Consider the following 22,735-nt stretch of genomic DNA (forward strand, 5'->3'; position numbering starts at 1 on the left):
GGCATATGGAACGGTCACTTCTCGCACACGGGCGGTGACCTGCCCGCTCCGCACCGTGAACGTGCCGCCACGCGCCCGAACGGGCAGCCGCTCCAACCCCCGGGGCGCCCCCGGTTCCTCCCCGCTACTGCATGAAACGCGGCAGCCACTTCGCCTGGTACTCGGGGTGCCCCGCGTACTCGGCCGCCATCTGCCGCACGACGAAGCCCATCCCCACCGCGCGGCCGGAGGGGAAGTCGTGCTGCGGCCGGTCCACGTCCAGATGCGCGATCTCCGCGTACTCGCCCAGAAGCACTCTGCTCGTCTCGATACGGCGCAGTGTGCGGGCGGGGTCCTGGAGGGCGATGTGGCGGTCGTACCCCTGCGTCCGCACGCTGAACGAGATCCCGCCCGAGCGGTCGTGGACCTCGCCCGGTGCCTCGGGCGGGCACCGCCAGGATTCGCCGCCGGCCGCCCTCGCCACCTGCTCCTCCTCGTCCAGGCGTGCCCGCACAAAGGCCAGCATGTTCGTGTTGTCTGCTTTCACTTCCGGATCCCTCGCCGTGCTGTTCCGCTCATCACATGTACTCGTATCCGTGCTCGTATCCGCACCGGTTCATGTCCTCCAACAGAGGATGCCCCACCGAAGTGTCGGCCGGACCGCCACCGCGACCGGTGCGGGGCGAAAGGGCGGAGAAAGCGAACGAATCGCCGGATCGTCGACAGGCATACGCCCCGGCTCAGCGCGTACTGAGCCAGTGCGGGTCGGGGACCACCGTGAGGACCGCGGAGACCAGCACCACGGTCGCGAGGACGGCCAGTTCGACGCGGGCCGCGGCATGCGCGTCCCGGCCGCGGCGGAGGCGTCCGCGCGCCGCCAGGGCGAGCGCAGTCGCCACCGCGACGAGTACGAGTTTCGCGATGAGGACGCGCCCGTACGCCGACGTCAGCACCACGTCGGCGGGCAGCCGGCGCAGCGTGGACAGCGTGCCGGTGGCGGCCAGCACGACCAGCGGCCAGAGGGCGCCGCGCGCGTAACGGCCCAGGAGGGCGCGGGCGTCCGCCGGGGTGGCGCGCCGCAGCCACATGGTGCGCAGGACATGGCAGAGGCCGCCGGCCCACAGGGAGGCGGCGGTCAGGTGGACGACCGTGAGGGCGGTGCCCCACTCCGGCGAGTACGGCTCCGGGTGGGCGCGCAGCGCCTCCGCGAGGATCACCCCGGCGAGCGGGAGGAGCGCCCAGCGCGGGCGCCCGGTGCCGGCGCAACCGGCGGCGAGCAGGAGGCCGTTGGCCATGACGAGCAGCAGACCGCCCTCGCGGGTGCCGTACGTCGCGGGGATGTCGAGGTCGCTCACCACCGCGAGGACCACGATCTGCCCGGCCGAGGCCGCGGCTCCGGCGAGCGCGGCGGGAAGTGCCAGGGTGCGCGGCAGTGGACCGCCGCGGGCGAGCGCGGCGCCCGCCAGTTCGCCCAGATGCAGGGCGAGCGCCGCGAAGACGGCGGCGCGCAGGAAGGAGGTGGTGCCGGCGGCGGGGATCCGCAGCTCACCGGTGCCGCGCGAGGCGAGGCCCGCGCCGTACAGCACGACGAACAGCGCCACCACGGCGCCGACGACGACGGCCGCGCCGCCCCGTCTCGCCGACCTCACCCCGCCCGGCTCTGGACGGGCAATCGGTCTAGCCCTTGGCGCGGGACGCCAGGAATTCCTCGAAGGTGAGGAGTCCGTCGTTGTTGGAGTCGTGGGCGTTGATCACGGCCTGCGCGACGGTCTCCGTGACATGGAAGTCGCCGAGCTGGGCCATCGCGCTCTTGTACTCGGCTGCCGTGATCAGCCCGTCGTTGTCCGCGTCGAAACGGTCGAACGCGTTGCGCGCCTCTTCGATGTCCGCCACTGCTTCCGCCCCTTCTCGTGCCCTACTGACAGAGGTCAGATTATCGGCACACCTCCGCCACTTCGGCGGGGGCCCGGCGAAGTCCGCGCGGGGACGGTCCTCGTTCTCCGGGCGCCCTCAGGGGTGGCGGTCGGAGACCCGCATCTCGAACCAGGTCGTCTTGCCGCGCGGCAGCAGATCCACGCCCCACCGGTCGGAGAGTTTGTCCACCAGGAACAGCCCCCGCCCGCTGGTGTCCAGGTCACGCACCGGCAGCAGACACGGCAGTCCGCGCGAGGGGTCCCGCACCTCGATACGGATCCAGCCGCGGCGGCGCAGCATCCGCAGGCCGAAGACGCGCGCGCCGGTGTGCCGTACGGCGTTGCCGACGAGTTCGGAGACGAGCAGCACCGACTGTTCGGCCATCAGCGGGGTCAACGCCCACTGGCGCAGTACCACGATGTGAGTGAGTCTGCGGGCCGCGAGGGCGGACTCGGGGCGGGAGGGCAGGCGGACCTCCCCCTCCGTCGGGTTGCCGAACAGTTCGAGCACTCCGCGCGCCTGTTCGTCCTCGACGGCCGGCGTCAGGCGCGTGGCGGTCCGGTCGCCGCCGTGCCGCGGTTGTTCCACACCTTCAAGGCCCGCCATGTGTCCATCATGGCTGCCCAGACGGGCTCCCGGGGCCGTTCCGGGGGAATCCGCGCCCCCGAACGGCCCACCCGGACTATTGGGTTTGGCATATGACCATGGCAGGAAGCCACCCCCATTACCTACCCTGATCTGCGATAACACGTCACGCACGGGTGATCACCGGAAGTGATCGACAGCTCCGCCCTAAGGTTGCCTTAAGGCGGAGCTGAGCCTGGCACCAGGTTGACGCACGCCCTTCCGCTGTCCAACGGGGTCGGAGTCAGAGGAAGTTGGCCTTGCCCGGCCCGTCCTCCACGAAGCTGCGCATGCCGCGCTCCCGGTCCTCGGTGGCGAACAGGCCCGCGAACCAGTTGCGTTCGAGCGCGAGACCCGTCTCCAGATCCGTCTCCAGACCCGCGTCCACGGTCTCCTTGGCCGCCCGCAGTGCGAGCGCCGGCCCCTGGGCGAGCTTGGCGGCCCACGCGTGCGCCTGCTCGTACACCTCGTCCGCCGGTACGACGCGGTCGACGAGCCCCAGCGTGAGCGCCTCGGACGCCTTCACCTGACGGCCCGTGAAGATGAGGTCCTTGGCCTTGGACGGGCCGATCAGCCGGGCGAGGCGCTGGGTGCCGCCCGCGCCCGGGATCAGGCCGAGCAGGATCTCGGGCTGGCCGAGCTTCGCGTTGTCCGCGGCGATCCGGAAGTCGGCGCAGAGCGCCAACTCGCAGCCGCCGCCCAGCGCGTAGCCGGTGACGGCGGCGACCACGGGCTTGGGGATGCGCGCCACGGCCGTGAACGACTCCTGGAGGGCCCGGGAGCGTACGACCATCGCCGCGTGGTCCATGTCGCGCATCTCCTTGATGTCCGCGCCGGCGGCGAACACCTTCTCGCCGCCGTAGAGGATCACGGCCCGCACGTCGTCGCGCGCGCCGGCCTCCGCCGCCAGTTCACGCAGCCGGTCCTGGATCGCGATGTTCAGCGCGTTCATGGGCGGGCGGTCCAGCCGGATGGTGCCGACGCCGCCGGAGACTTCGAGATTCACAGATGACATACGAGGCACATTAGGGCCTGCCCGAAATCAGGCCCCAGCCCCCTGACACCGCGGAAGGGCCCGCCGCACCTGGTCGGGGTGCGGCGGGCCCTCGGGTCCTGCGGCGGGACTACTTCGTCCACTCGGCCCAGGACATGTTCCAGCCGTTGAGGCCGTTGTCCGGGGCGATGTCCTTGTCGTTGGAGTTCTTCACGATCACCACGTCACCGATGATCGACCGGTCGTAGAACCACGCGGACGGCATGTTCTTGTCGTAACCGCCCCGCACGTCGCGCAGACCGACACAGCCGTGACTGACGTTGGCCGACCCGAACGTCCCCGCGGACGCCCAGTAGTTGCCGTGGATGAAGGTGCCCGACGTGGACAGCCGCATCGCGTGCGGCACGTCCTTGATGTCGTACTCGCCGCCGAAGCCCACCGTGGCGCCGTTCATCCGCGTCACCTTGTGCTTCTCGCTGATGACCATCTGGCCGTTGTACGTCGTGGTCGACGGCGCGCCGGCGGTGATCGCGACCTTCTTGATCTGCTTGCCGTCCTTGACGACCTTCATCGTCTTGGCCTTGGCGTCGACCGTGGAGACCATGGAACGGCCGATGGTGAACCTCACCGTCTTGGACTGCTCGCCGTACACCCCGGGCCGTCCCTCGACACCGTCGAGGCCCAGCTCCACGGTCACCTTCGTGCCCGCGGCCCAGTACTTCTCGGGGCGGAAGTCGAGACGGTCGTTGCCGAACCAGTGGCCCTCGATGGGGACAGACGGCTCGGCGGTCACCTTGATGGCCTTCTCCACGGCCTCGGGATCGGTGATCCCGCGCGTGAAGTTGAGCGAGACCGGCATACCGACACCGACCGTCGAGCCGTCCTCGGGGGTGTAGTGACCGATGAAGGTGTTCTTCGGTACGAGGGTGGTGAACGTGGTGTCCTTCGCCGAGACCCGGCCCTCGGCGTCCTTGGCGATCGCGTGCACCGAGTACTTGGTGGAGGCGGCCAGATGACGGGCCGGCTCCCAGGCCGTCCCGCCGGCGGCTATCTTGCCCTCGACCGCGTTGCCCTTGCTGTCCTCGACGGTGACGGTCGTCAGCTTGCCCTTGCTCGCCGTTATCCTGAGCGCGCCGCTCGTCGCGACCGACTTCGCCCCGTCCTTGGGAGCGACCGTCACGACCGCCTGCGAGGCGGCGTTCTTGACCTTCCCGCCGTCCTTGTCGTTCTTGCCGTCATCGCCCTCGTCGGAACCGCCGCCGCCACCGCACGCCGTCACGAACAGCAGCAGGCTTCCCAGCGCGAACGCCGTCAGCCCTCTGGCCCGTCGCCGGCCGGCTGTCGCCGATGCCCCCGAAATCGGCTGCCCGTTCAATGGTTGTCTCCCCTCACACGGCCGGGCCCCGCCACGGCCTCGGAGCCGGGTGCGAACGACGCACGACCGGGCTCCACACCCCCGCGCGGTTTGCTCGCGCGCACGGCGCTAGATAATCACACCGCGAGCCGTCCCGGACTCCCCGGGAATGTCACTGTTCCGTTCCAACGTTCCCTGGAGTCAAGGACGGTCACGCAGGTGAGGACGGGTACGGAGGAGACGTACGGTCCGTTCCGGTCAGCGGGCGAGCGCCGAACCGGCCTTCCACTTCCGCCAGTCGAGGTTCCAGCCGCTGAGTCCGTTGTCCGGATCGACGGTCCTGTCGGGTGAGTTGACCACTTCCACGACATCGCCGACGAGCGTCCTGTCGAAGAACCAGCCCGCCGGGGTGTCCGCGCTGCCGCCCTTGACGTCGCGCAGCCCGACACAGCCGTGACTGACGTTCCGTGCGCCGAACGTGTCGGGACTGGCCCAGTAGTTGCCGTGCAGGAACGTCCCCGAGGTCGTCAGCCGCAGCGCGTGCGGCACGTCCTTGATGTCGTACTCACCGCCGAAGCCCACCGTGGCGCCGTTCATCCGCGTCACGTCGTACAGCTCGGTGACGACCATCTTCCCGTTGTACGTGGTGGTCTTGGGCGCCCCGGCCGTGATCGGCACGGTCGAGACGAGCGCGCCGTCGCGCCGTACCTCCATGGTGTGCTTCGCCGCGTCGACCAGGGACACCTGGGAGCGGCCGACGGTGAAGCCGACGGTCTTCTCCTGGATGCCGAAGACCCCCGGGGCCGCCTGCACGTCGCGCAGCCGCAGGTCCACGGTGACCTCGGTGCCCGGCTTCCAGTACTCGCGCGGCCGGAAGTCCAGGCGCTGTCCGCCGAACCAGTGGCCGACGATCTCGACCGGGGGGTCGGAGGTGACGCGGATGGCGCGCTGGACGGCGGCGCGGTTCTCGATCTTCCGGTTGAAGTCGAAGGAGACGATCATGCCGGTGCCGACGGTCGAGCGGTTCTCGGGTTTGAAGTAGCCGATGAAACGGTGCTTCGGCACGGCGGTCGTGAAGGTCGAGTGCCGGGCCGAGCGGCGGCCCTCGCCGTCCACGGCGACCACGTCGACGCTGTACTTCGCGGCGAGCACGAGGTTCGCGTCCGCCTTGGGCGTCCACACGAGCCCGTCCTCGGAGATCCTGCCCGGCAGCTCGGTGCGCTGCGCGTTCCCGACCCGCGCGACCTCGACCCGTTCCAGCCGTCCGTCCGGGACTTTCACCTCGATCCGGTCGCCGCGCTTGATGTCCTTGGCCCCGTCATCGGGGCTGATCCGGATCGTGTCCCCAGGCGCCCGGGACTTGCTTTCGGTGAAGGTCTCGCCGACGGTGCAGCCCGTCAGCCCGGCCAGCACCGCGATCAGTCCTGCCCATGTCAGGACGGCGGCCACGCCGGTCCCTGTCCGCTTCAGTACGTGTGTCACGACCCGCCCAACGACGACCCCCCTCGGGGGGAAACGTGAGTGCGGGCCTTCCGGCGGGCAGAACACCTGGGAGGACCGCGCGGTGGGTGGTCACGGCCGGGACGCCGTGGCCGCCGGACGCGCGGGGCCGGAGAGCCGGGAGGCCTGACAGGTGGCGAGCGCAGCCGAGCAGGAGACAGTGCGGGAACCGGTCCCGGATCCGATGATGGATCACGTGAGAGATCCGGTCGAAGAGGGCGAGAGGCGAGCGGGGAGCGGGGCGGAGGCCGTCGGGGAGGCGGCCTCCGCCGCTCCCCCGCCCGAGGTGTGGCCGGGCGCGCCGACGCCGCTGGGGGCGCGCTTCAGGGTCGGTCCCGACGGGGTCGCGGGGACGAACTTCGCCCTCTGGGCGGCGGGCGCCGAGGCTGTGGAGCTCTGCCTCTTCGACGACGGCGCCGACGCGGCCTCCGTAGGAGACGCCGTCGTGGAGACCCGCCTGGCTCTGAGTGAGCTGACGCACGAGATCTGGCACGGCTTCGTGCCCGGTGTACGCCCCGGACAGCGGTACGGCTTCCGGGTGCACGGCCGCTGGGATCCCTGGACGGGCGCCCGCTGGAATCCGGCGAAGCTGCTGCTCGACCCGTACGCGCGCGCCGTCGACGGTGACTTCGCGCTGCCGCCCGAGGTGTACGGCCATGTGCGCGACTGGCCGCAGCAGCAGGTCGCCGACACGGTGCGCGACGAGCACGACTCGGCGCCGTTCGTCCCCAAGGGCGTCGTCGTCCACGACGACTCCCCGGACGACGAGTGGACCGACGACCGGCGTCCCAAGACGCCCTGGGCGGACACGGTCATCTACGAGCTGCACGTACGCGGCTTCACCATGCGCCATCCGGGCATACCCGAGGAGCTGCGCGGGACGTACGCGGGCCTCGCCCACCCGGCGGCGGTCGAGCATCTCGTGAGCCTCGGGGTGACCGCCGTCGAGCTGCTGCCGGTGCACCAGTTCGCGCACGAGGACCATCTGCTGCGGCGCGGACTGCGCAACTACTGGGGATACAACTCCATCGGCTACTTCGCCCCGCACGCCGGCTACGCCGCGGGCGGCACCCGCGGCCGGCAGGTCGACGAGTTCAAGCAGATGGTGCGCGCCCTGCACGACGCCGGGATCGAGGTCATCCTCGACGTCGTCTACAACCACACGGCGGAGGCGGGCGAGCTCGGCCCGACGCTGTCGCTGCGCGGCATAGACAACCGCGGCTACTACCGCCTCCAGCCCGACGCCCGCCGGTACGCCGACTACACGGGCTGCGGCAACACCCTCGACGTCGTCCAGCCGCAGGTCCTGCGGCTGATCACGGACTCGCTGCGGTACTGGGTGACCGAGATGGGCGTCGACGGTTTCCGCTTCGACCTGGCGGCGGCGCTCGCCCGCTCCATGCACGACGTCGACATGCTGTCGCCCTTCCTGGCGGTGATCGCGCAGGATCCGGTGCTGCGGCGGGTGAAGCTCATCGCCGAGCCGTGGGACGTCGGCGCCGGCGGCTACCAGGTCGGGGCGTTCCCGCCGCTCTGGACGGAGTGGAACGACCGCTACCGCGACGCCGTACGCGACTTCTGGCGCGGCGCCACGCCCGACGTACGGGATCTGGGATACCGGCTGTCCGGGTCGAGCGACCTGTACGCATGGGGCGGCCGGCGGCCGTACGCCTCCGTCAACTTCGTCACCGCGCACGACGGCTTCACCCTGCGCGACCTCGTCAGTTATGAGCGCAAGCACAACGAGGCCAACGGCGAGGGCAACAGGGACGGCACGGACGACAACCGCGCGTGGAACTGTGGCGTGGAGGGCGAGACCGACGACCCCGGGATCAACACGCTGCGGCGGCGCCAGCTGCGCAATCTGCTCACCACACTGCTGCTGTCGACGGGTGTGCCGATGATCGTCGCGGGCGACGAGATGGGCCGTACGCAGGGCGGCAGCAACAACGCGTACTGCCAGGACAACGAGACCAGCTGGCTCGACTGGTCACTGCTCGACCAGCCCGGTTCCTACGGCCTCTACCGGCTCACCAGACGGCTGCTGGCGCTGCGCAACGCCCATCCGGTGCTGCGCCGCCGCGCGTTCTTCTCCGGCCGCGCGCAGGCGCCGGACGGGCTGCGCGACCTGGCGTGGTTCCGGCCCGACGGCAAGGAGATGACCGAGCGGGACTGGTACGCGCCCGCGTCGACGCTCGCGCTGTTCCTGTCCGGGCGCGACATCCCGGGGCGGGACGCGCGCGGGCAGAAGATCACCGACGACAGCTTCCTGGCGGTCCTGCACTCGGGCGCCGAGCCGCTGGACTTCGCGCTGCCTGGCGAGCCCTGGGCCCGGTCGTACGAGCTGGTGGTCGACACCTCGTCGGAGGACCAGGAGGAGGAGCCGGGGACGGTGCTCGACGGGGGGACGGTCACGACGGTGCCCGCGCGGTCGGTGCTGCTGCTTCGGGTGCGGGGGTGAGCGGGCCCCTCCTCAGGAGGATGCGCCGGGGTCAAGTCTGGGGTGGAGTCCGGGGAGCACGTCAGCCGAGGATCTTGCGGTCGTATCCCACCGCGACCGCCGCCGCCCGGTCCTTGACCCCCAACTTGGCGTAGATGTGGGTGAGATGGGTCTTCACCGTCGCCTCGCTGATGAACAGCTCGGCGGCGATCTCCCGGTTCGACGTGCCCCGCGCGACGAGTTCGAGGACCTCGCGCTCGCGCGCCGAGAGCGGTTCTTTCCCCGTGACCGGCGTACGGACCCGGGAGACGAGCCGGGACGCGACGGCGGGCGAGAGGACCGTACGTCCCTCGGCCGCCGCCCGTACCGCCGTGAACAGTTCCTCGCGCGGGGCGTCCTTGAGGAGATAGCCGGTGGCGCCCGCCTCGATCGCGGGGATGGTGTCGGAGTCCGTGTCGTACGTGGTGAGGACGAGGACCCTGGAGCGGGCGCCGCGCGCGGTGAGCGCGGCGATGGCGTCGACGCCGCCGCCGTCCGGCATCCGAAGGTCCATCAGGACCACGTCCGGGTCAAGCCGGAGGGCCAGCTCGACGCCCTCGACGCCGCCCGACGCCTCGCCCAGCACCTCGAAGCCGGCGGCCGATTCGAACATGCCGCGCAGACCGTCCCGTACGACGGGATGGTCATCGACGACGATCAGGGTGATGCTCCGCTCCTGCATGACGGACCAAAGGTACGCGAGCCGAGACCGCCGTGCCCCCGCCCTTCTCCGACTCGACGGTGACGGTGCCCGCGATGCGCTCCGCGCGGGCCCGCATGCCGCCGAGTCCGAAGCCGTTCGAGCCGGAGCGCGGGCGCGGCAGGAGCGGGTCGAAGCCGCGGCCGTCGTCCCGTACGTCGAGGGTGACCTCGTCGCCCATGTACGAGAGGGTCACGCCGGCCCGGTGGGCGCCCGCGTGCTTGGCGGTGTTCGTGAGGGCTTCCTGGGCGATGCGCAGCAGGGTGGCGGCGACCTCGTCGTGCAGAACCTCCTCGGTGCCGGTGACGGTGAACCGGGCCTCCACCCCGGTCCGCTCGCCCCAGTCGGCGACGGCCTTCTCAAGGGCGTCGGCGAGGGAGTCGTGGTCCAGTTCGGCCGGGCCGAGGTTGTGCACCGAGCGGCGCGCCTCGCCGAGGCTGTGGCGGGCGAGGGCGGCGGCCCGGGTCAGATGCTCACGGGCCCGTTCCGGGTCGGTGGTGCCGGAGACCACCTGGAGCTGGGCGATGATCCCGGTGAGCCCCTGGGCGATGGTGTCGTGGATCTCGGCGGCGAGCCTGCGCCGCTCGTCGGCCACGCCCGCCTCCCGGGCCTGGACGAGAAGCTGGGCGTGCAGCCCGGCGTTCTCCGCGAGGGCCTGTTCGAGACGGGCGTTGGCCTCTTCGAGCTCGGTGATGGTCGCGGTGCGTTCGGCCGCGATCTCGGCCTCGCGGATTCCGAGGTTGGCGAAGACCATGGTGAGCGAGCCGTTGAGCAGCAGGAGACCGCCGAACAGGACCCACTGGAGGGTGCTGCCGGGCGGCAGCCCGCCCGACTGTGAGCCGGCCATGGTGACGGAGCTGACGAGCAGCCCGGGACGGACGGCCCGTTTCGGAAGGAGATAACTGCCGTCGAAGTAGCCGATGACCGCGTAGACCGCGAACAGCGGGTTGATCCAGGTCAGCACGAAGGCGACGACGGTGCGCACCACGTAGTAGGCGCAGCTCGCGGCCGACTGCTCACGCTCGCGCAGCGGCTGGCCGCCGCCGATCCGGTCCCACCAGAGCTGGAGGACGAGGGCGGCCACGACCAGGGCCCCGGCGGCGTACGTCTCGGTGCCGGTCATGCCGAAGGCGTTCACGCTGAGGGCCGAGATCAGGGTGGAGAGCGCCAGCAGGGCGTACGGGCCCCGCCGGTAGAACTGCTCCCACCGCTCCTCCACGGAGACGGGCGTGCCCGCCGCTTCGGCTTTCTTCATCCCCATCGTCACAGTGTGCCCCGTGGTCCGGGGGGCCGGGCCCGGAGCGGCGTGCGGCGGCTGCGGACACCCCCGTGGCCCGCACCCGCCGCCCGCCCGCTCGTGGTGGTCATTCCCACCGGAACCAGCGGGCGGCGCCCGCGGTCAACAGAGCCGCCCACAGGGCCATGACCGCCAGGTCGACCCAGTGCGGCCAGCCGCCGCGCATCGCGGCGTCCAGCGCCTCGGACGAGGCGCCCATCGGCGAGTAGCCGACGATGTCCCGCAGCAGGTCGGGCATCGTCTGGACGGGCAGCCAGACACCGGCCGTGAACATCGACGGGAAGAACAGCGCCGAGCCGATGGCCTGGCCGGCCCTCTGTGTCGGGGCGATCGCGCAGACCAGCCCGCCCATGGCCAGGGCGCCCGCCGTCGCGAGGACCAGCGCCAGCAGATAACCGACGACGTTCCCCGGCAGCTCCACCCCGAAGGCGATCCTGCCGACGGCGATCACCAGCGCGGCCGAGGCGAACGCGCCGCCGCCGAGCAGGATGATCTGCGAGGTGAGCAGGGTGGCGGGCCGCACGGGCGTCGTGGACATACGGCGCAGGATGCCGCGCTCGCGGTAGCCGATCAGGATCGGCGGCATGGCCTGGAGTCCGGCCATGATCACGGCGAGCAGGGCGGCGACGGGGACGTACAGGTCGATGACCCGTCGGCCGCCGAGGTCGGGGTCGGCGTCGTCGAAGCCGGGGATGAGCCCGAGAATCACCATCAGCAGGGTCGGGAAGGCGATGATCCAGAAGAGCACCCCCGGCTCGCGGGTCATCAGGCGTGCTTCGGTCTTGAGGACGGCGGCGGAGGCGGAGGCCATGTCAGACCCTCTCTTCGGGCTGCGCGGCGGCCTCGTCGGGCTGCCCGGCGGTGGCGGTCGTGTCGATGTCGTTCTCGGTCAGGTCCAGGAACGCGTCGTCCAGCGTCGCCTCGGTGACCCGGAGCTGGTGGGCGGTGACGCGGTGGCGGGCGAGCAGGGTGATGACCGCGTTGACGGTCTCGTCCGTCCCGTTGATGACGATCCGGCCGCCCTGCGTCCCCACCGACGCCGCCTTGGGCAGCGCGGCCAGTTCCTCGTCCCCCAGGGGCTCCGACGGTGTGAAGGAGATGACGGTGGACGCCGTCGAGCGCGCGATCAGCCCGGACGGGGTGTCGAGCGCGGCGACCTTCCCCCGGTCGATCACGGCGATCCGGTCGCAGAGCCGCTGGGCCTCCTCCATGAAGTGGGTGACCAGCAGCACGGTCACCCCCGAGTCCCTGATCTCCTCGATCAGGCGCCAGGTGTCGCGGCGGGCGCGCGGGTCGAGGCCGGTGGTCAGTTCGTCGAGTACGACGACGCGCGGGCCGCCGATCAGGGACAGCGCGATGAACAGGCGTTGTTTCTGGCCGCCGGAGAGCTTCGCGAAGCGCGTCGAGAGTTTCTCCTCAAGCCCGAGGCGGCCGGCCAGCGGGCGCCAGTCGACGGGCTTCGGATAGAACGCGGAGTACAGCTCAAGTGCCTCGCGCACCGTCAGCTTCGCCTGGAGTTCGCTCTCCTGGAGCTGTGCGCCGAGCAGCTGGGTGACTTCCAGGTGGTCGCCGACCGGATCGAGTCCCGCCACCCGGACCGTGCCGGCGTCGGGGATTCTGAGGCCCTCGACGCATTCGACGGTCGTCGTCTTGCCCGCGCCGTTGGGGCCGAGAATCCCGAAGATCTCGCCCTCCTCGACGCTGAAGTCGACACCGTCGACCGCGGGCTTTCCCCCGTAGGCCTTGCGCAGGCCCCTGACTTCTATGATCGCCATGCCGGAAGGATGCCTCCGGACGAACGGGAGCGGCATCGGCCATCGCGCTCGACCTCGTATCAACCGATCGGATGATGCCGACGTCAGCCGGAAATCGGTGGGCAGTGTCAGTGGTGATACGTAGGCTCGCACCTGATGCCGACCTCCGAAGATGTATCTACCAAGGACCACTCCGCCGTCCGGAACCGCTCCGCCGTGCGCTCGCTGCTCAGGCTGTGGCCGTACGTGCGGCCGGTACGCGTGCGCCTGTTCAGCGCGGCGTTGGTCGCGGTGGTGGCCTCGTGCCTGGGGCTGGTGATCCCCCTCGTACTGAAGTGGATGGTCGACGGCCCGATCGCGGACGGCGACAAGGGCGGCATCTGGCTCGGCGCGCTGTATCTGCTGCTGCTCGGGATCTTCGAGGCCGGTCTCTTCGGCTTCCGGCGGTGGCTGGTGGCGAGACCGCTGGCGGGGGTCGAGGCGGCCATGCGGGCCGATCTCTACCGGCATCTCCAGAGACTGCCGATCGCCTTCCACGACCGGTGGCCCTCGGGCCAGCTGCTGTCGCGCGGTACGACGGACCTGATGCTGCTGCGGATGTTTCTGGCCTTTCCGCTGACCTTCCTGCTGGTGAACGGGACGACGATCCTCGTCGGATTCCTGATTCTGCTGATGCAGGAGTGGACGCTGGGGCTGGTGCTGCTGGCGCCCGTGGTGCCGCTGGTCATCCTCTGTTCGGTCTTCGAGGCGAAGTACTCACTGGTCGCGCGCACAGCGCAGGACCAGGTGGGCGATCTGACGACGGTGGTCGAGGAGAGCGTTCTCGGCATTCGGATCGTGAAGGGCTTCGGCAGGCACCGCAGCCAGGCCCTCGCCTTCCGGGCGCTCGCGCAGCGGCTGCGCGGTACGGAGCTGGGCAAGGCCCGGCTGCTGGCGGGCATCTGGGCGCTGATCATGGTCATCCCCGAGGTGGCGATCGGCGCGGCGCTGGTGCTGGGCACGGTCCAGGTCGCCGACGGGCATCTCTCGACGGGCACGCTGGTCGCCTTCCTGTCGACGGCGCTGGCGCTGCGCTGGCCGGTGGAGTCGATCGGCTTCCTGCTGGCGATGAGCCAGGAGTCGGCGACCGCGACGGAGCGGTACTTCGAGGTGATGGACACCAAGGAGGAGACGGCGGACACCGAGGCGCCGGCGGGCAAAGGCGCGGCGACGGGCGGGGGGTCCGACGGGCTGCGCTTCGAGGGGGTCTCGTTCCGGTATCCCGACGCGAAGGCCGGGTCCGTGCCCGTACTGGCCGAGGTGGACCTGCACATCAGGTCCGGCGAGACGATGGCCCTCGTCGGCGCGACGGGCTCCGGGAAGACGACACTGACCGCGCTGGTGCCGCGGCTGCACGAGGTGACGGACGGGCGGATCACGCTCGACGGCGAAGACATCACGCTGATGCCGCGGCAGCGGCTGCGGGAGCTGGTGTCGGTGGCCTTCGAGGAGCCGACGCTCTTCTCGGCGACGGTCGGCGAGAACGTCCGGATGGGCGCGGAGAGCGCCGACGACGCGGCTCTGCTGCGGGCGCTGGACGTGGCACAGGCCGACTTCGTCCAGGACCTGCCCCGGGGTGTGCACACGGAGGTCGGCGAGCAGGGTCTCAGTCTCTCCGGCGGCCAGCGGCAACGGCTGGCTCTGGCACGGGCGGTGGTGGGCAGACCGCGCTTCCTGGTGCTGGACGACCCGCTGTCGGCGCTCGACGTCCACACGGAGGCGCTGGTTGAGGCCGCGCTGCGGCGGGTGCTGGAGGAGACGACGGCGCTGGTCGTGGCGCACCGCCCGTCGACGGTGATGCTGGCGGACCGGGTGGCACTGATCTCAAACGGACGGATCACGGCTGTGGGGACGCACCAGGAACTGCTGCGGAGCAACGCGGAGTACGCGTGGCTGATGTCGGGAGCGGACGCGGAGGGCGAAGCCGCCCCGGGAGCCGGGAGCGACACGGGGGCGGAAGCCGTCGAGGGGAGCATGCGATGACGTCGTCGCCGACAACCGCGAGCGACGGGCGGCCGGGCGGGGAGCGGGAGGGCGCGGACGCGGACACTCGTACCGTCACCGTTCCGGTCCTCGCTCCCGGCCCCGGCGTCGGTGGGCCCGTCGCCCCCGTCGAGCACCCGCCCGCCGCCCCGGACGGGGACCCCTTCGCGCAGGACGCGTTGCCGGCCCCCCCCGGGGCCACGGGTGCGCTGCTGCGGTCGTTGTTGCGTGCCCGGCGGGGCAGGGTCGTCGTCGCCGCGCTGTTTCTGCTGCTTCAGCAGGCCGCCGTGCAGGCGGGGCCGCTGCTCGTCGCGTACGCCATCGACCGCGGCGTGCCCGCCTTCCGTGCCGACGACAACGGCCCGCTGATCGCCGTCGGCGTCGGCTATCTGCTCTGTGCCGCCGGAGCCGGGATCTTCCAGTACGCCTTCATCCGGGCCTCCGCCCGGGTGAACCAGGACGTGCTGCTCGATCTGCGCGGCCGGATCTTCCGTCATGCCCAGGCGCTGAGCGTGGACTTCCACGAGCGCTACACCTCGGGGCGGCTCATCTCCCGTTCCACCACGGACGTCGAGTCGCTGCGCGAACTGCTCGCCGAGGGGCTCCAGGAGCTCATCGGCGTCATCCTGGCCTTCGTCTACATCTCGGCGATGCTGCTCTACCTCGACCTCGGCATCGGTGGACTGGCCGTTCTCTCCTTCGTACCGCTGTACGCGCTGGTGCGGCTGTACCAGCGCCGGGCCGGTGCCATCTTCGGCAAGCGCTCCACCGCCATCGCGGCGGTCATCGTGAAGTTCGCGGAGACGATGAACGGCATCCGTCCCGTGCAGGCGTTCCGCCGCGAGGGAGCCAACGACGCAGACTTCCACCTGCTCAACCACCACCACGAGCGCACCAACGGCGACGCGCTCCTCGAAATGGCGCGCTACGTGGTGGGTTCACGGCTCGTCGCGAACATGGCCGTCGCCGGGATCGTGCTGTGGGGCGCCTACCGGGTGGCCGACGGCACGCTTGCCCTCGGCGTCCTCGCCGCGTCCGTGCTGTTCCTGCGCAGGCTGTACGACCCGATCGACCGGCTCGGGATGTTCCTCAACTCCTACCAGTCGGCCGCCGCCTCCCTGGAGAAGATCGCCGGTCTGCTGGCCCAGACACCGTCCGTGCCGGAGGCGGCGGACCCGCGCCCGCTGCCGGAGCCGACGGGCGGGCATCCGGGCCGGCGGGTCGTGTTCGACTCGGTGAGCTTCTCGTACCGCACGGGCGGTGAGGTCCTGCCCCGCTTCGACCTCACGATCCCGGCCGGCCAGACCGTCGCCGTCGTCGGCTCGACCGGCGCGGGCAAGTCGACGCTGGCCAAGCTGCTGGCCCGGTTCTACGACCCCACCGCGGGCCGCGTCCTGCTCGACGGCACCGACCTGCGGGATCTGGACACACCCGAACTGCGGCGCGGTGTCGTGATGGTGACCCAGGAGGCGTTCCTCTTCTCCGGCACGGTCGCCGAGAACATCGCGATCGGCCGCCCCGACGCCTCGCGCGACGAGATCGTGCACGCAGCGAAGGCCATCGGCGCGCACGACTTCATCAGCGGTCTGCCCGAGGGGTACGACACGGACGTACGGAAGCGGGGCGGCCGGATCTCGGCCGGCCAGCGCCAGTTGGTGGCCTTCGCGCGCGCACTGCTCGCCGACCCCTCCGTACTGATCCTGGACGAGGCGACGAGCTCCCTCGACATCCCCGGCGAGCGTGCTGTGCAGCGCGCGATGGACACGGTGCTGCACGGCCGTACGGCGGTGGTCATCGCGCACCGCCTGTCGACGGTGGAGATCGCCGACCGGGTGCTCGTGATGGAACAGGGCCGCATCGTCGAGGACGGCTCCCCGGCCGAACTGATCGGCGGCGTGGGCCGGTTCGCAGGCCTGCACCGCGCGTGGCGGGACAGCCTGGCCTGACGCCGGGCCGCCCGGGTTCCGCGTTTCGGTGCGCACCGCGGCTGTGACCGCCGCGGCCTACTCCGCGCCGTAGGCCGCCCACCGTCCGAGGGTGAACCCGCCGCCCTGTTGCCTCACTTCCACGGCACCCGCTCCGCCGAAATGCGCCGGGACGAGCAACTCCCTCTCGACGGCGGCTCGTTCGAGAATCCGACGGCGGCTCGCCACGGCCTGTTCCACGTCCAGACAGAAGCAGCTGTTGCAGGAGGGTGTGAGGATCTGCACCGGGCTGTGCAGAAGGTCGCCGACGAAGACCGCGCGGTCGCTTCCGGATGCGAGCCGCAGTACGGACGAGCCGGGCGTGTGGCCGGGGGCCGACTCCAGGGTGAGGTGTTCGTCGACGCGGTGGGTGCCGTGCCACAGGACGGTCTGCCCGGCCCGGTGGACCGGCGCGATGCTGTCCTCGTAGATCAGCCGGTCGTCCTCGTTACGGCCGTTCCCGTACGCGTTGTCCGGGCCGAAGTAGAAGTCGTCCACGGCCGGGACGAGATATCGCGCGTTGGGGAACGTGGGCTCCCACCCTCCGTCCGCACCGACGGTGTTCCAACCGACGTGATCACCGTGGACGTGGGTGTTGACGACGATGTCGACATCCTCCGGCCGGACTCCGGCCCGCGCGAGCCCACCCAGGAAATCGCCCTGCCAGTGGTGGAACCGCGCCGAGCCGGGCCGCTCGCGACCGTTCCCCACCCCTGTGTCGACCAGAACGGTCCGCCCGCCGCTGCGCAGCACCCAGGTCTGCAGCGCCATCACCGCCCTGTCGCCGTCCGGTTCCCAGTGATCCGGCGCCAGCCAGTCCTCGTTGACCTTCCACACCTCGGCGCCGGACTCCGGAACCAGGCCGCGTGCGGGCGCGAACGCCCCCTGCCACTCGACGACTCGGATCACCTCGACATCGCCGAGCACGATGCTCTGCCCGCTCTCGCTCTTCATGCCTCGACCCTAGGAAGGGCGGATGAGTCGCTCAATGCCTGTCCGGCTCACTCCGATACGCGCTCGTCTCACCGCTGACGCGACGGATACCCTGGCCCGATGGATGTGGTGAGTGACGCGGTCTCGGCGATACGCGTCGGGCGTCCTTCCTCGAACCGGGTGCGGGTGAGCGGGAGCTGGTGCGCGCGGCTCGCCCCGTACGACGGTGCGGGCTTCCATGTGGTGCTGGAGGGCAGTTGCTGGCTGCTGCCCGACGACGGCCCTCCGGTCTCGCTCGGCACGGGTGACGTGGTTCTGCTGCCGCACGGCACGGGACATGTGATCGCCGACTCCCCCGCCGACGCGGCAACCGTGGAGCGGGCGGTGTCGTTCGAGCGGTGGCTCGCCGGGAATGGGCCCCGTCGGCCCCCAGCCACCTCCGGCGCGGTGGAGATGCTGTGCGGCAAGTACCGGCTCGACCGCAGCCGCATGCACCCGCTCATGGCGGAACTGCCGAAGGTGGTCCACCTGCCGAACCGGGTGGGCGCCCATGCCGAACTGCGCGCAGCCGTCGACCTGCTGGGCCACGAGCTCGGCACAAAGGGACCCGGCGCCTGCATCGCGGTGCCCAGCCTGCTGGACCTCCTCCTCGTCTACATGATCCGCTCCTGGACGGTCGGCGGGAGCGGCGGCTGGCCGGCTGTACTGGGCGACCCGGTGACGGCCGCCGCCCTACGAGCACTGCATTCGGACCTGGCGGCCCCGTGGACCAACGACCGTCTGGCCGTCGAGGCGGGCGTGTCCCGCGCCACCCTGGCCCGCCGCTTCACCGCCCTGGTCGGCCGCCCCCCGATGGCCTACCTCACCTGGTGGCGCCTGACGTTCGCCGCCACCCTGCTCCGCGACACTCCGGATCCTCTGGCCGCCATCGCCCGCCGCGTCGGCTACAGCACCCCGTACGCCCTCTCCCATGCCTTCAGCCGGGAATTCGGTACCACCCCGGGGCAGTACCGGGCGTCGGCGGCGGGTCAATCGGCGTCCGCACAGGAACAGGCCGCCTTCAGCCGGGTTGGCGCACCAAGGTCGCGGGAGTGGGGCCGTCGGGGCGGACCGTGATGCCGTACGCCGCCTTCGCCGGAGTGGCGGAGAAGGCCACTGTGTGCGCCGGCAGCAGGTGTTCGAGAAGGACCGACGATTCGCGGAGCGCGAACTGCAGACCGAGGCAGGCGCGGGCACCGATCCCGAAGGGGAAGTAGGCGCCCGGGTGGGTGGGCCGGCCGTCGGGCGCGGTGAACCGCCGGGGGTCGAAGTGCTCGGGGTCCGGCCACAGTTCGGGGTCGCGGTGCGTGAGGTACGGGCAGACCAGGAGGTCGGTGCCCGCCTTGACCGTGTGACCGGCGAGGGTGTCGTCCTCGGTGGCGTGGCGGGGCAGGATCCAGGCGGACGGGTAGAGCCGCAGCGTCTCGTGGACCAGCGCCTGAAGGGCCTCACGGCGCTGCTCCGAGCCCTCGCCACCGGCGGCGAGGGCTTCTGCGCGCGCGGCGGGGTGCCGGTCGAGGAGCAGATAGAGCCAGGTCAGGGTGGTGGCCGTGGTCTCGTGCCCGGCCACGAGCAGCGTGACCATCTCGTCGCGGATCAGCCGGTCGGTGTACTCGGGACGCTCGGCGGCGGCGTCGGTCAGCACATGGAGCAGGCCGGGGCCGTCGGGGCCGGCCGCTCCGGCACGGGCGGCCTCGATGGCGTGCCGGGCGACCGTGTCGATGCGGGCGAGATCGGCGGCGACCGCGTCATGGGCGTCGCCGGCGTCGGCGGGCAGCGTGGGGAGGGCGGTCGCCACGGCGGCCACGGCGTCCAGTTCGCGCTCGGTCCCGTCGTCGAGGGGGTGCCCGGTGAGTGAGCGCCAGATCGCGTCCAGGGCGAAGCGGCGCATCTCCCGCCCGACGTCGAAGGTCTCCCCGGTACGGGCGTATCCGTCCCAGCGGCCGGCGGTGGTCCGGGCGGCCCCGGTGATCCGGTGTTCGTAGCGGCGCATGCCGGGGCCGGTGAACTGGGACTGCAGCAGGCGGCGTTGGGACTTCCACGCGGCACCGGTGGCGGCGAGGACTCCGTCGCCGATCAGCAGACGGGCACGGTGCGAGCGCTTGACGTACCGGTCCGGGTGGCGGGCGAGCACATGCTGTACGGCCCCCGGGTCGGTGACGAGAACGGTCGGGTCCGGTCCGAGGCGGAACGCGGCGACGCCGCCGAACCGTTCGCGCACCTGGGAGAGCAGCTCGACCAGCTCGCCTCCCCCTGACCGCCACCGGCGCACGAGTTCAGGCTCGGCCTCGGGCACGGGTCGTGCCGGCCCGGGAGCGTGCGTGAGGGGGGCGGCAGTGGTGTCGGGCTCCATGGTTCCTCTCCTGGTCAACCGCTGTGCTCGGCGCTGACGGAGCAGCGCCGCGACGGACTGTACGGGAGCCCACATCCGGTGACAGGCCGCCCGGTCGGCCCGCCGACGGCCGGAATCGGACATCGAGTGAATTCCCGGTGATCTCTGATCGACGCTCCGGACGGGCCACGTCCGTGCCGTGGACGGGGAGAGCCGTCGCTGTCCGGAGCAACTCGAGGAGCGACAGGGCGACCCGGACCGCGCCCCGCCGTCCGACCCGACTCCGGAGATCATCACGATCGCCCGGCGTACGCCCGCGTAACACCGCCGCAACACCATCGCGGATTTCGCTTAACGAACACGGCACTTCGCGCAGCGGACGATTTCCGGCCAACTTGTTGACGCGCTCCTGACAGGTAGACCGGATTCCTGGGACTCTTCGTCCGTTCTGAGCACCACCCGCTCCGCAGCTCATGCTCCGCAGCCAGTGCTCCACAGCTCGTGCTCCACCTTGCTCTCCTGCACTGTCCGGGCCGCCCACCCGAGCGCGGTCCGGTACCCCCCTCGCAGAAGGAGTTCGCGTGAGACCCACGCCCAGCCGTCGTATCACCGCGACCGGCGCTCTGATCGCTGTCACAGCCCTTCTCGCCGTCGGAGTCCAGGCCGGCACCGCCGCCGCGGCCCCCGACAGCGCCCCCTCGGCACCGGTCGCCGGCAAGGCCGACCCCGGCGCGCTCCCCAAGGCACTCTCCCCCGCCCAGCGCGCCGAGCTGATACGCGAGGCCAACGCCACCAAGGCGGCGACGGCCGGCGAACTCGGCCTCGGCGCCGAGGAGAAGCTCGTCGTACGCGACGTCGTCCAGGACCAGGACGGCACCACGCACACCCGCTACGAGCGCACCTACGCCGGCCTCCCCGTCCTCGGCGGTGACCTCGTCGTCGCCACCACGAGGGCGGGCGCCACCCAGGCGGTCACCAAGGCGTCCAAGGCGGCTCTCAAGTCCGTCGACACCAACGCCGACGTACCGGCCGCCGCCGCCGAGAAGCAGGCGCTGTCCGCCGCGAAGGCCGAGGGCTCGACCAAGGCCGCGGCCGACCGCGCGCCGCGCAAGGTCGTCTGGCTCGCCGACAGCAAGCCGACCCTCGCGTACGAGACGGTCGTCGGCGGCGTCCAGAAGGGCGGTACCCCGAACGAGCTGCACGTCGTGACCGACGCCGCCACCGGCGAGAAGCTCTTCGAGTGGCAGGCGGTCCACGAGGGCACGGGCAACACCCAGTACAGCGGCCAGGTCACCCTGGGCACCGCCCCCTCGTTCACGCTGACCGACACGGGCCGGGGCAACCACAAGACGTACAACCTGAACCGCGGCTCCTCGGGCACCGGCACCCTCTTCTCCGGCCCGGACGACGTCTGGGGCAACGGCTCCTCCTCCAACGCGGAGACCGCCGGCGCCGACGCGCACTACGGTGCGGCGCTCACCTGGGACTACTTCAAGAACGTGCACGGCCGCACCGGCATCAGGGGCGACGGCGTCGGCGCGTACTCGCGCGTGCACTACGGCAACAACTACGTCAACGCCTTCTGGCAGGACAGCTGCTTCTGCATGACGTACGGCGACGGCGCGGGCAACGCGAAGCCGCTGACCTCCATCGACGTGGCCGCGCACGAGATGTCGCACGGCGTCACCTCGAACACCGCGGGCCTCATCTACAGCGGTGAGTCCGGTGGCCTCAACGAGGCGACCTCCGACATCTTCGCCGCCGCCGTCGAGTTCAAGGCCGCCAACGCCCAGGACGTGGGTGACTACCTGGTCGGCGAGAAGATCGACATCAACGGCAACGGCACCCCGCTGCGCTACATGGACAAGCCGAGCAAGGACGGGGCGTCCAAGGACTACTGGTACTCGGGCATCGGCGGTGTCGACGTCCACTACTCGTCGGGCCCGGCGAACCACTTCTTCTACCTCCTCTCGGAGGGAAGCGGCACCAAGACCATCAACGGTGTCAACTACGACTCGGCGACGTCCGACGGACTGCCGGTGACCGGCATCGGCCGGGACAAGGCCGAGCAGATCTGGTTCAAGGCCCTCACCACGAAGTTCACCTCCACGACGAACTACGCGGCGGCCCGTACCGGCACGCTCGCGGTCGCCGGTGAGCTGTACGGCACGACGAGCGCCGAGTACAAGTCGGTCGCCGACGCGTGGGCCGGTATCAGCGTCGGCAGCCGCCCCGGCGGCGGTGGCGGCACGGTCTTCGAGAGCACCGGGGCCGTCGCGATCCCGGACAACGGCGCGGCGGTCACCTCGACCGTCAACGTCACCGGCCGTACGGGCAACGCGCCCGCCGCCCTCCCGGTCGGCGTGGACATCACCCACACCTGGCGCGGTGACCTGGTCGTCGACCTGGTCGCCCCGGACGGGACGGTCTACCCGCTGAAGAGCGCCAGCAGCGGTGACTCGGCCGACGACATCACGGAGACGTACAACGTGAACGCCTCGTCGGAGGCGGCCAACGGCGCCTGGAAGCTGCGGGTGCAGGACGTCGCTTCGCAGGACACGGGGCGTATCAACAGCGTAAAGCTCACGTTCCCCTGAGCATCACTCCGACCGCGCCTCCCCGCGTCGGCACGGTGACATGACGAAGGCCGCCCGGGTCCTGAGACCCGGGCGGCTCCGTCGTTCCGCACCCGCGACGCGCGCGTGCGATGTCCCGGCCCACCCACTCGAAGGCGCGCCCGAAGGGGCGGGCCGGGAACCGACCGGTGTGGATCTCACGCACGTACTCCCGGTCAAGGAGTACGCCGCGCCGTCCGTCCACCGGCTGTGAGTCACAGACGACCGGCTCCCG

18 protein-coding genes are annotated in these 22,735 nt (G+C 71.1%); 5 read left to right on the forward strand and 13 right to left on the reverse strand.

What is annotated here, in order from left to right; genetic code table 11:
• Positions 1-124 precede the first annotated feature (124 nt).
• The 7 genes from IEY79_RS01315 to IEY79_RS01345 form a co-directional block, all read right to left on the reverse strand.
• Positions 125-505 carry a DUF6221 family protein gene (locus IEY79_RS01315; RefSeq protein ID WP_189105612.1) on the reverse strand — a complete coding sequence of 127 codons (381 nt, stop codon included), beginning with the start codon at positions 503-505 and terminating at the stop codon, positions 125-127.
• 214 nt (positions 506-719) lie between these two features.
• The gene (locus tag IEY79_RS01320) at positions 720-1,652 is read right to left on the reverse strand and encodes a CopD family protein (RefSeq protein ID WP_189105613.1); all 933 of its coding nucleotides are present in this window, start codon (positions 1,650-1,652) and stop codon (positions 720-722) included.
• A gap of 4 nt (positions 1,653-1,656) precedes the next feature.
• The gene (locus IEY79_RS01325; protein ID WP_189105346.1) at positions 1,657-1,872 is read right to left on the reverse strand and encodes an EF-hand domain-containing protein; all 216 of its coding nucleotides are present in this window, start codon (positions 1,870-1,872) and stop codon (positions 1,657-1,659) included.
• A 117-nt stretch (positions 1,873-1,989) separates the two neighbouring features.
• Entirely contained in the window at positions 1,990-2,499 is a 510-nt protein-coding gene (locus IEY79_RS01330; RefSeq protein ID WP_189105347.1) for an ATP-binding protein, read from the reverse strand.
• A 262-nt stretch (positions 2,500-2,761) separates the two neighbouring features.
• Positions 2,762-3,532, reverse strand: a complete 771-nt coding sequence (locus IEY79_RS01335) for an enoyl-CoA hydratase/isomerase family protein (protein ID WP_189105348.1) — start codon at positions 3,530-3,532, stop codon at positions 2,762-2,764.
• Between the two features lie 109 nt (positions 3,533-3,641).
• The gene (locus tag IEY79_RS01340) at positions 3,642-4,886 is read right to left on the reverse strand and encodes a L,D-transpeptidase (RefSeq protein WP_189105349.1); all 1,245 of its coding nucleotides are present in this window, start codon (positions 4,884-4,886) and stop codon (positions 3,642-3,644) included.
• Between the two features lie 237 nt (positions 4,887-5,123).
• The gene (locus tag IEY79_RS01345) at positions 5,124-6,347 is read right to left on the reverse strand and encodes a L,D-transpeptidase (RefSeq protein ID WP_189105350.1); all 1,224 of its coding nucleotides are present in this window, start codon (positions 6,345-6,347) and stop codon (positions 5,124-5,126) included.
• A 205-nt stretch (positions 6,348-6,552) separates the two neighbouring features.
• On the opposite strand from IEY79_RS01345, the gene glgX reads away from it, so the two are divergent.
• Positions 6,553-8,826, forward strand: coding sequence for a glycogen debranching protein GlgX (glgX, locus tag IEY79_RS01350; protein WP_189105614.1), 2,274 nt, complete (start codon positions 6,553-6,555; stop codon positions 8,824-8,826).
• 61 nt (positions 8,827-8,887) lie between these two features.
• Here glgX and IEY79_RS01355 read toward each other — a convergent pair whose 3' ends face one another.
• From IEY79_RS01355 to IEY79_RS01370, 4 genes are all read right to left on the reverse strand, one after another.
• Positions 8,888-9,526, reverse strand: a complete 639-nt coding sequence (locus IEY79_RS01355) for a response regulator (RefSeq protein WP_189105351.1) — start codon at positions 9,524-9,526, stop codon at positions 8,888-8,890.
• Complete coding sequence (locus tag IEY79_RS01360) at positions 9,489-10,805, reverse strand: sensor histidine kinase (RefSeq protein WP_189105352.1); 1,317 nt, start codon at positions 10,803-10,805, stop codon at positions 9,489-9,491. The genes IEY79_RS01355 and IEY79_RS01360 overlap by 38 nt, the downstream gene beginning before the upstream one ends.
• Positions 10,806-10,908: 103 nt before the next feature.
• Positions 10,909-11,652, reverse strand: a complete 744-nt coding sequence (locus IEY79_RS01365) for an ABC transporter permease (RefSeq protein WP_189105353.1) — start codon at positions 11,650-11,652, stop codon at positions 10,909-10,911.
• A gap of 1 nt (position 11,653) precedes the next feature.
• A complete protein-coding gene (locus tag IEY79_RS01370; RefSeq protein ID WP_189105354.1) occupies positions 11,654-12,616 on the reverse strand; it encodes an ABC transporter ATP-binding protein in 963 nt (320 codons plus the stop codon).
• Positions 12,617-12,751: 135 nt separating this feature from the next.
• Between IEY79_RS01370 and IEY79_RS01375 the strand changes: the two genes are divergently transcribed.
• Both IEY79_RS01375 and IEY79_RS01380 read left to right on the forward strand, forming a co-directional pair.
• Positions 12,752-14,617: an ABC transporter ATP-binding protein gene (locus tag IEY79_RS01375; RefSeq protein WP_189105355.1), complete on the forward strand. Its 1,866-nt coding sequence runs from the start codon at positions 12,752-12,754 to the stop codon at positions 14,615-14,617.
• Positions 14,614-16,563 carry an ABC transporter ATP-binding protein gene (locus IEY79_RS01380; protein WP_189105356.1) on the forward strand — a complete coding sequence of 650 codons (1,950 nt, stop codon included), beginning with the start codon at positions 14,614-14,616 and terminating at the stop codon, positions 16,561-16,563. Before IEY79_RS01375 ends, IEY79_RS01380 begins: the two co-directional genes overlap by 4 nt.
• A 57-nt stretch (positions 16,564-16,620) precedes the next feature.
• On the opposite strand, the gene IEY79_RS01385 is transcribed toward IEY79_RS01380, so the two are convergent.
• Positions 16,621-17,535: an MBL fold metallo-hydrolase gene (locus IEY79_RS01385; protein WP_189105357.1), complete on the reverse strand. Its 915-nt coding sequence runs from the start codon at positions 17,533-17,535 to the stop codon at positions 16,621-16,623.
• 99 nt (positions 17,536-17,634) lie between these two features.
• Between IEY79_RS01385 and IEY79_RS01390 the strand changes: the two genes are divergently transcribed.
• Positions 17,635-18,630, forward strand: coding sequence for an AraC family transcriptional regulator (locus IEY79_RS01390; RefSeq protein WP_189105358.1), 996 nt, complete (start codon positions 17,635-17,637; stop codon positions 18,628-18,630).
• Here the strand turns inward: IEY79_RS01390 and IEY79_RS01395 are convergent.
• Positions 18,575-19,906 (reverse strand): cytochrome P450, encoded by a 1,332-nt coding sequence (locus tag IEY79_RS01395; RefSeq protein ID WP_189105359.1) that lies wholly within the window; start codon positions 19,904-19,906, stop codon positions 18,575-18,577. The genes IEY79_RS01390 and IEY79_RS01395 overlap by 56 nt on opposite strands.
• Before the next feature lie 560 nt (positions 19,907-20,466).
• On the opposite strand from IEY79_RS01395, the gene IEY79_RS01400 reads away from it, so the two are divergent.
• Positions 20,467-22,482, forward strand: coding sequence for a M4 family metallopeptidase (locus IEY79_RS01400; RefSeq protein WP_189105360.1), 2,016 nt, complete (start codon positions 20,467-20,469; stop codon positions 22,480-22,482).
• Positions 22,483-22,735: the final 253 nt, after the last annotated feature.

It is taken from the genome of Streptomyces camponoticapitis, from assembly GCF_014646115.1.
GTDB classification, from domain to species: Bacteria; Actinomycetota; Actinomycetes; order Streptomycetales; family Streptomycetaceae; genus Streptomyces; species Streptomyces camponoticapitis.

Excerpts from the sequence above, each read along its gene's own strand:
- IEY79_RS01315 (WP_189105612.1), bottom strand. The coding sequence starts at position 505 with ATGCTGGCCTTTGTGCGGGCACGCCTGGACGAGGAGGAGCAGGTGGCG.
- IEY79_RS01330 (WP_189105347.1), bottom strand. The coding sequence starts at position 2,499 with ATGGCGGGCCTTGAAGGTGTGGAACAACCGCGGCACGGCGGCGACCGG.
- IEY79_RS01335 (WP_189105348.1), bottom strand. The coding sequence starts at position 3,532 with ATGTCATCTGTGAATCTCGAAGTCTCCGGCGGCGTCGGCACCATCCGG.
- glgX (WP_189105614.1), top strand. The coding sequence starts at position 6,553 with ATGGATCACGTGAGAGATCCGGTCGAAGAGGGCGAGAGGCGAGCGGGG.
- IEY79_RS01355 (WP_189105351.1), bottom strand. The coding sequence starts at position 9,526 with ATGCAGGAGCGGAGCATCACCCTGATCGTCGTCGATGACCATCCCGTC.
- IEY79_RS01360 (WP_189105352.1), bottom strand. The coding sequence starts at position 10,805 with ATGGGGATGAAGAAAGCCGAAGCGGCGGGCACGCCCGTCTCCGTGGAG.
- IEY79_RS01365 (WP_189105353.1), bottom strand. The coding sequence starts at position 11,652 with ATGGCCTCCGCCTCCGCCGCCGTCCTCAAGACCGAAGCACGCCTGATG.
- IEY79_RS01370 (WP_189105354.1), bottom strand. The coding sequence starts at position 12,616 with ATGGCGATCATAGAAGTCAGGGGCCTGCGCAAGGCCTACGGGGGAAAG.
- IEY79_RS01375 (WP_189105355.1), top strand. The coding sequence starts at position 12,752 with ATGCCGACCTCCGAAGATGTATCTACCAAGGACCACTCCGCCGTCCGG.
- IEY79_RS01380 (WP_189105356.1), top strand. The coding sequence starts at position 14,614 with ATGACGTCGTCGCCGACAACCGCGAGCGACGGGCGGCCGGGCGGGGAG.
- IEY79_RS01385 (WP_189105357.1), bottom strand. The coding sequence starts at position 17,535 with ATGAAGAGCGAGAGCGGGCAGAGCATCGTGCTCGGCGATGTCGAGGTG.
- IEY79_RS01390 (WP_189105358.1), top strand. The coding sequence starts at position 17,635 with ATGGATGTGGTGAGTGACGCGGTCTCGGCGATACGCGTCGGGCGTCCT.
- IEY79_RS01395 (WP_189105359.1), bottom strand. The coding sequence starts at position 19,906 with ATGGAGCCCGACACCACTGCCGCCCCCCTCACGCACGCTCCCGGGCCG.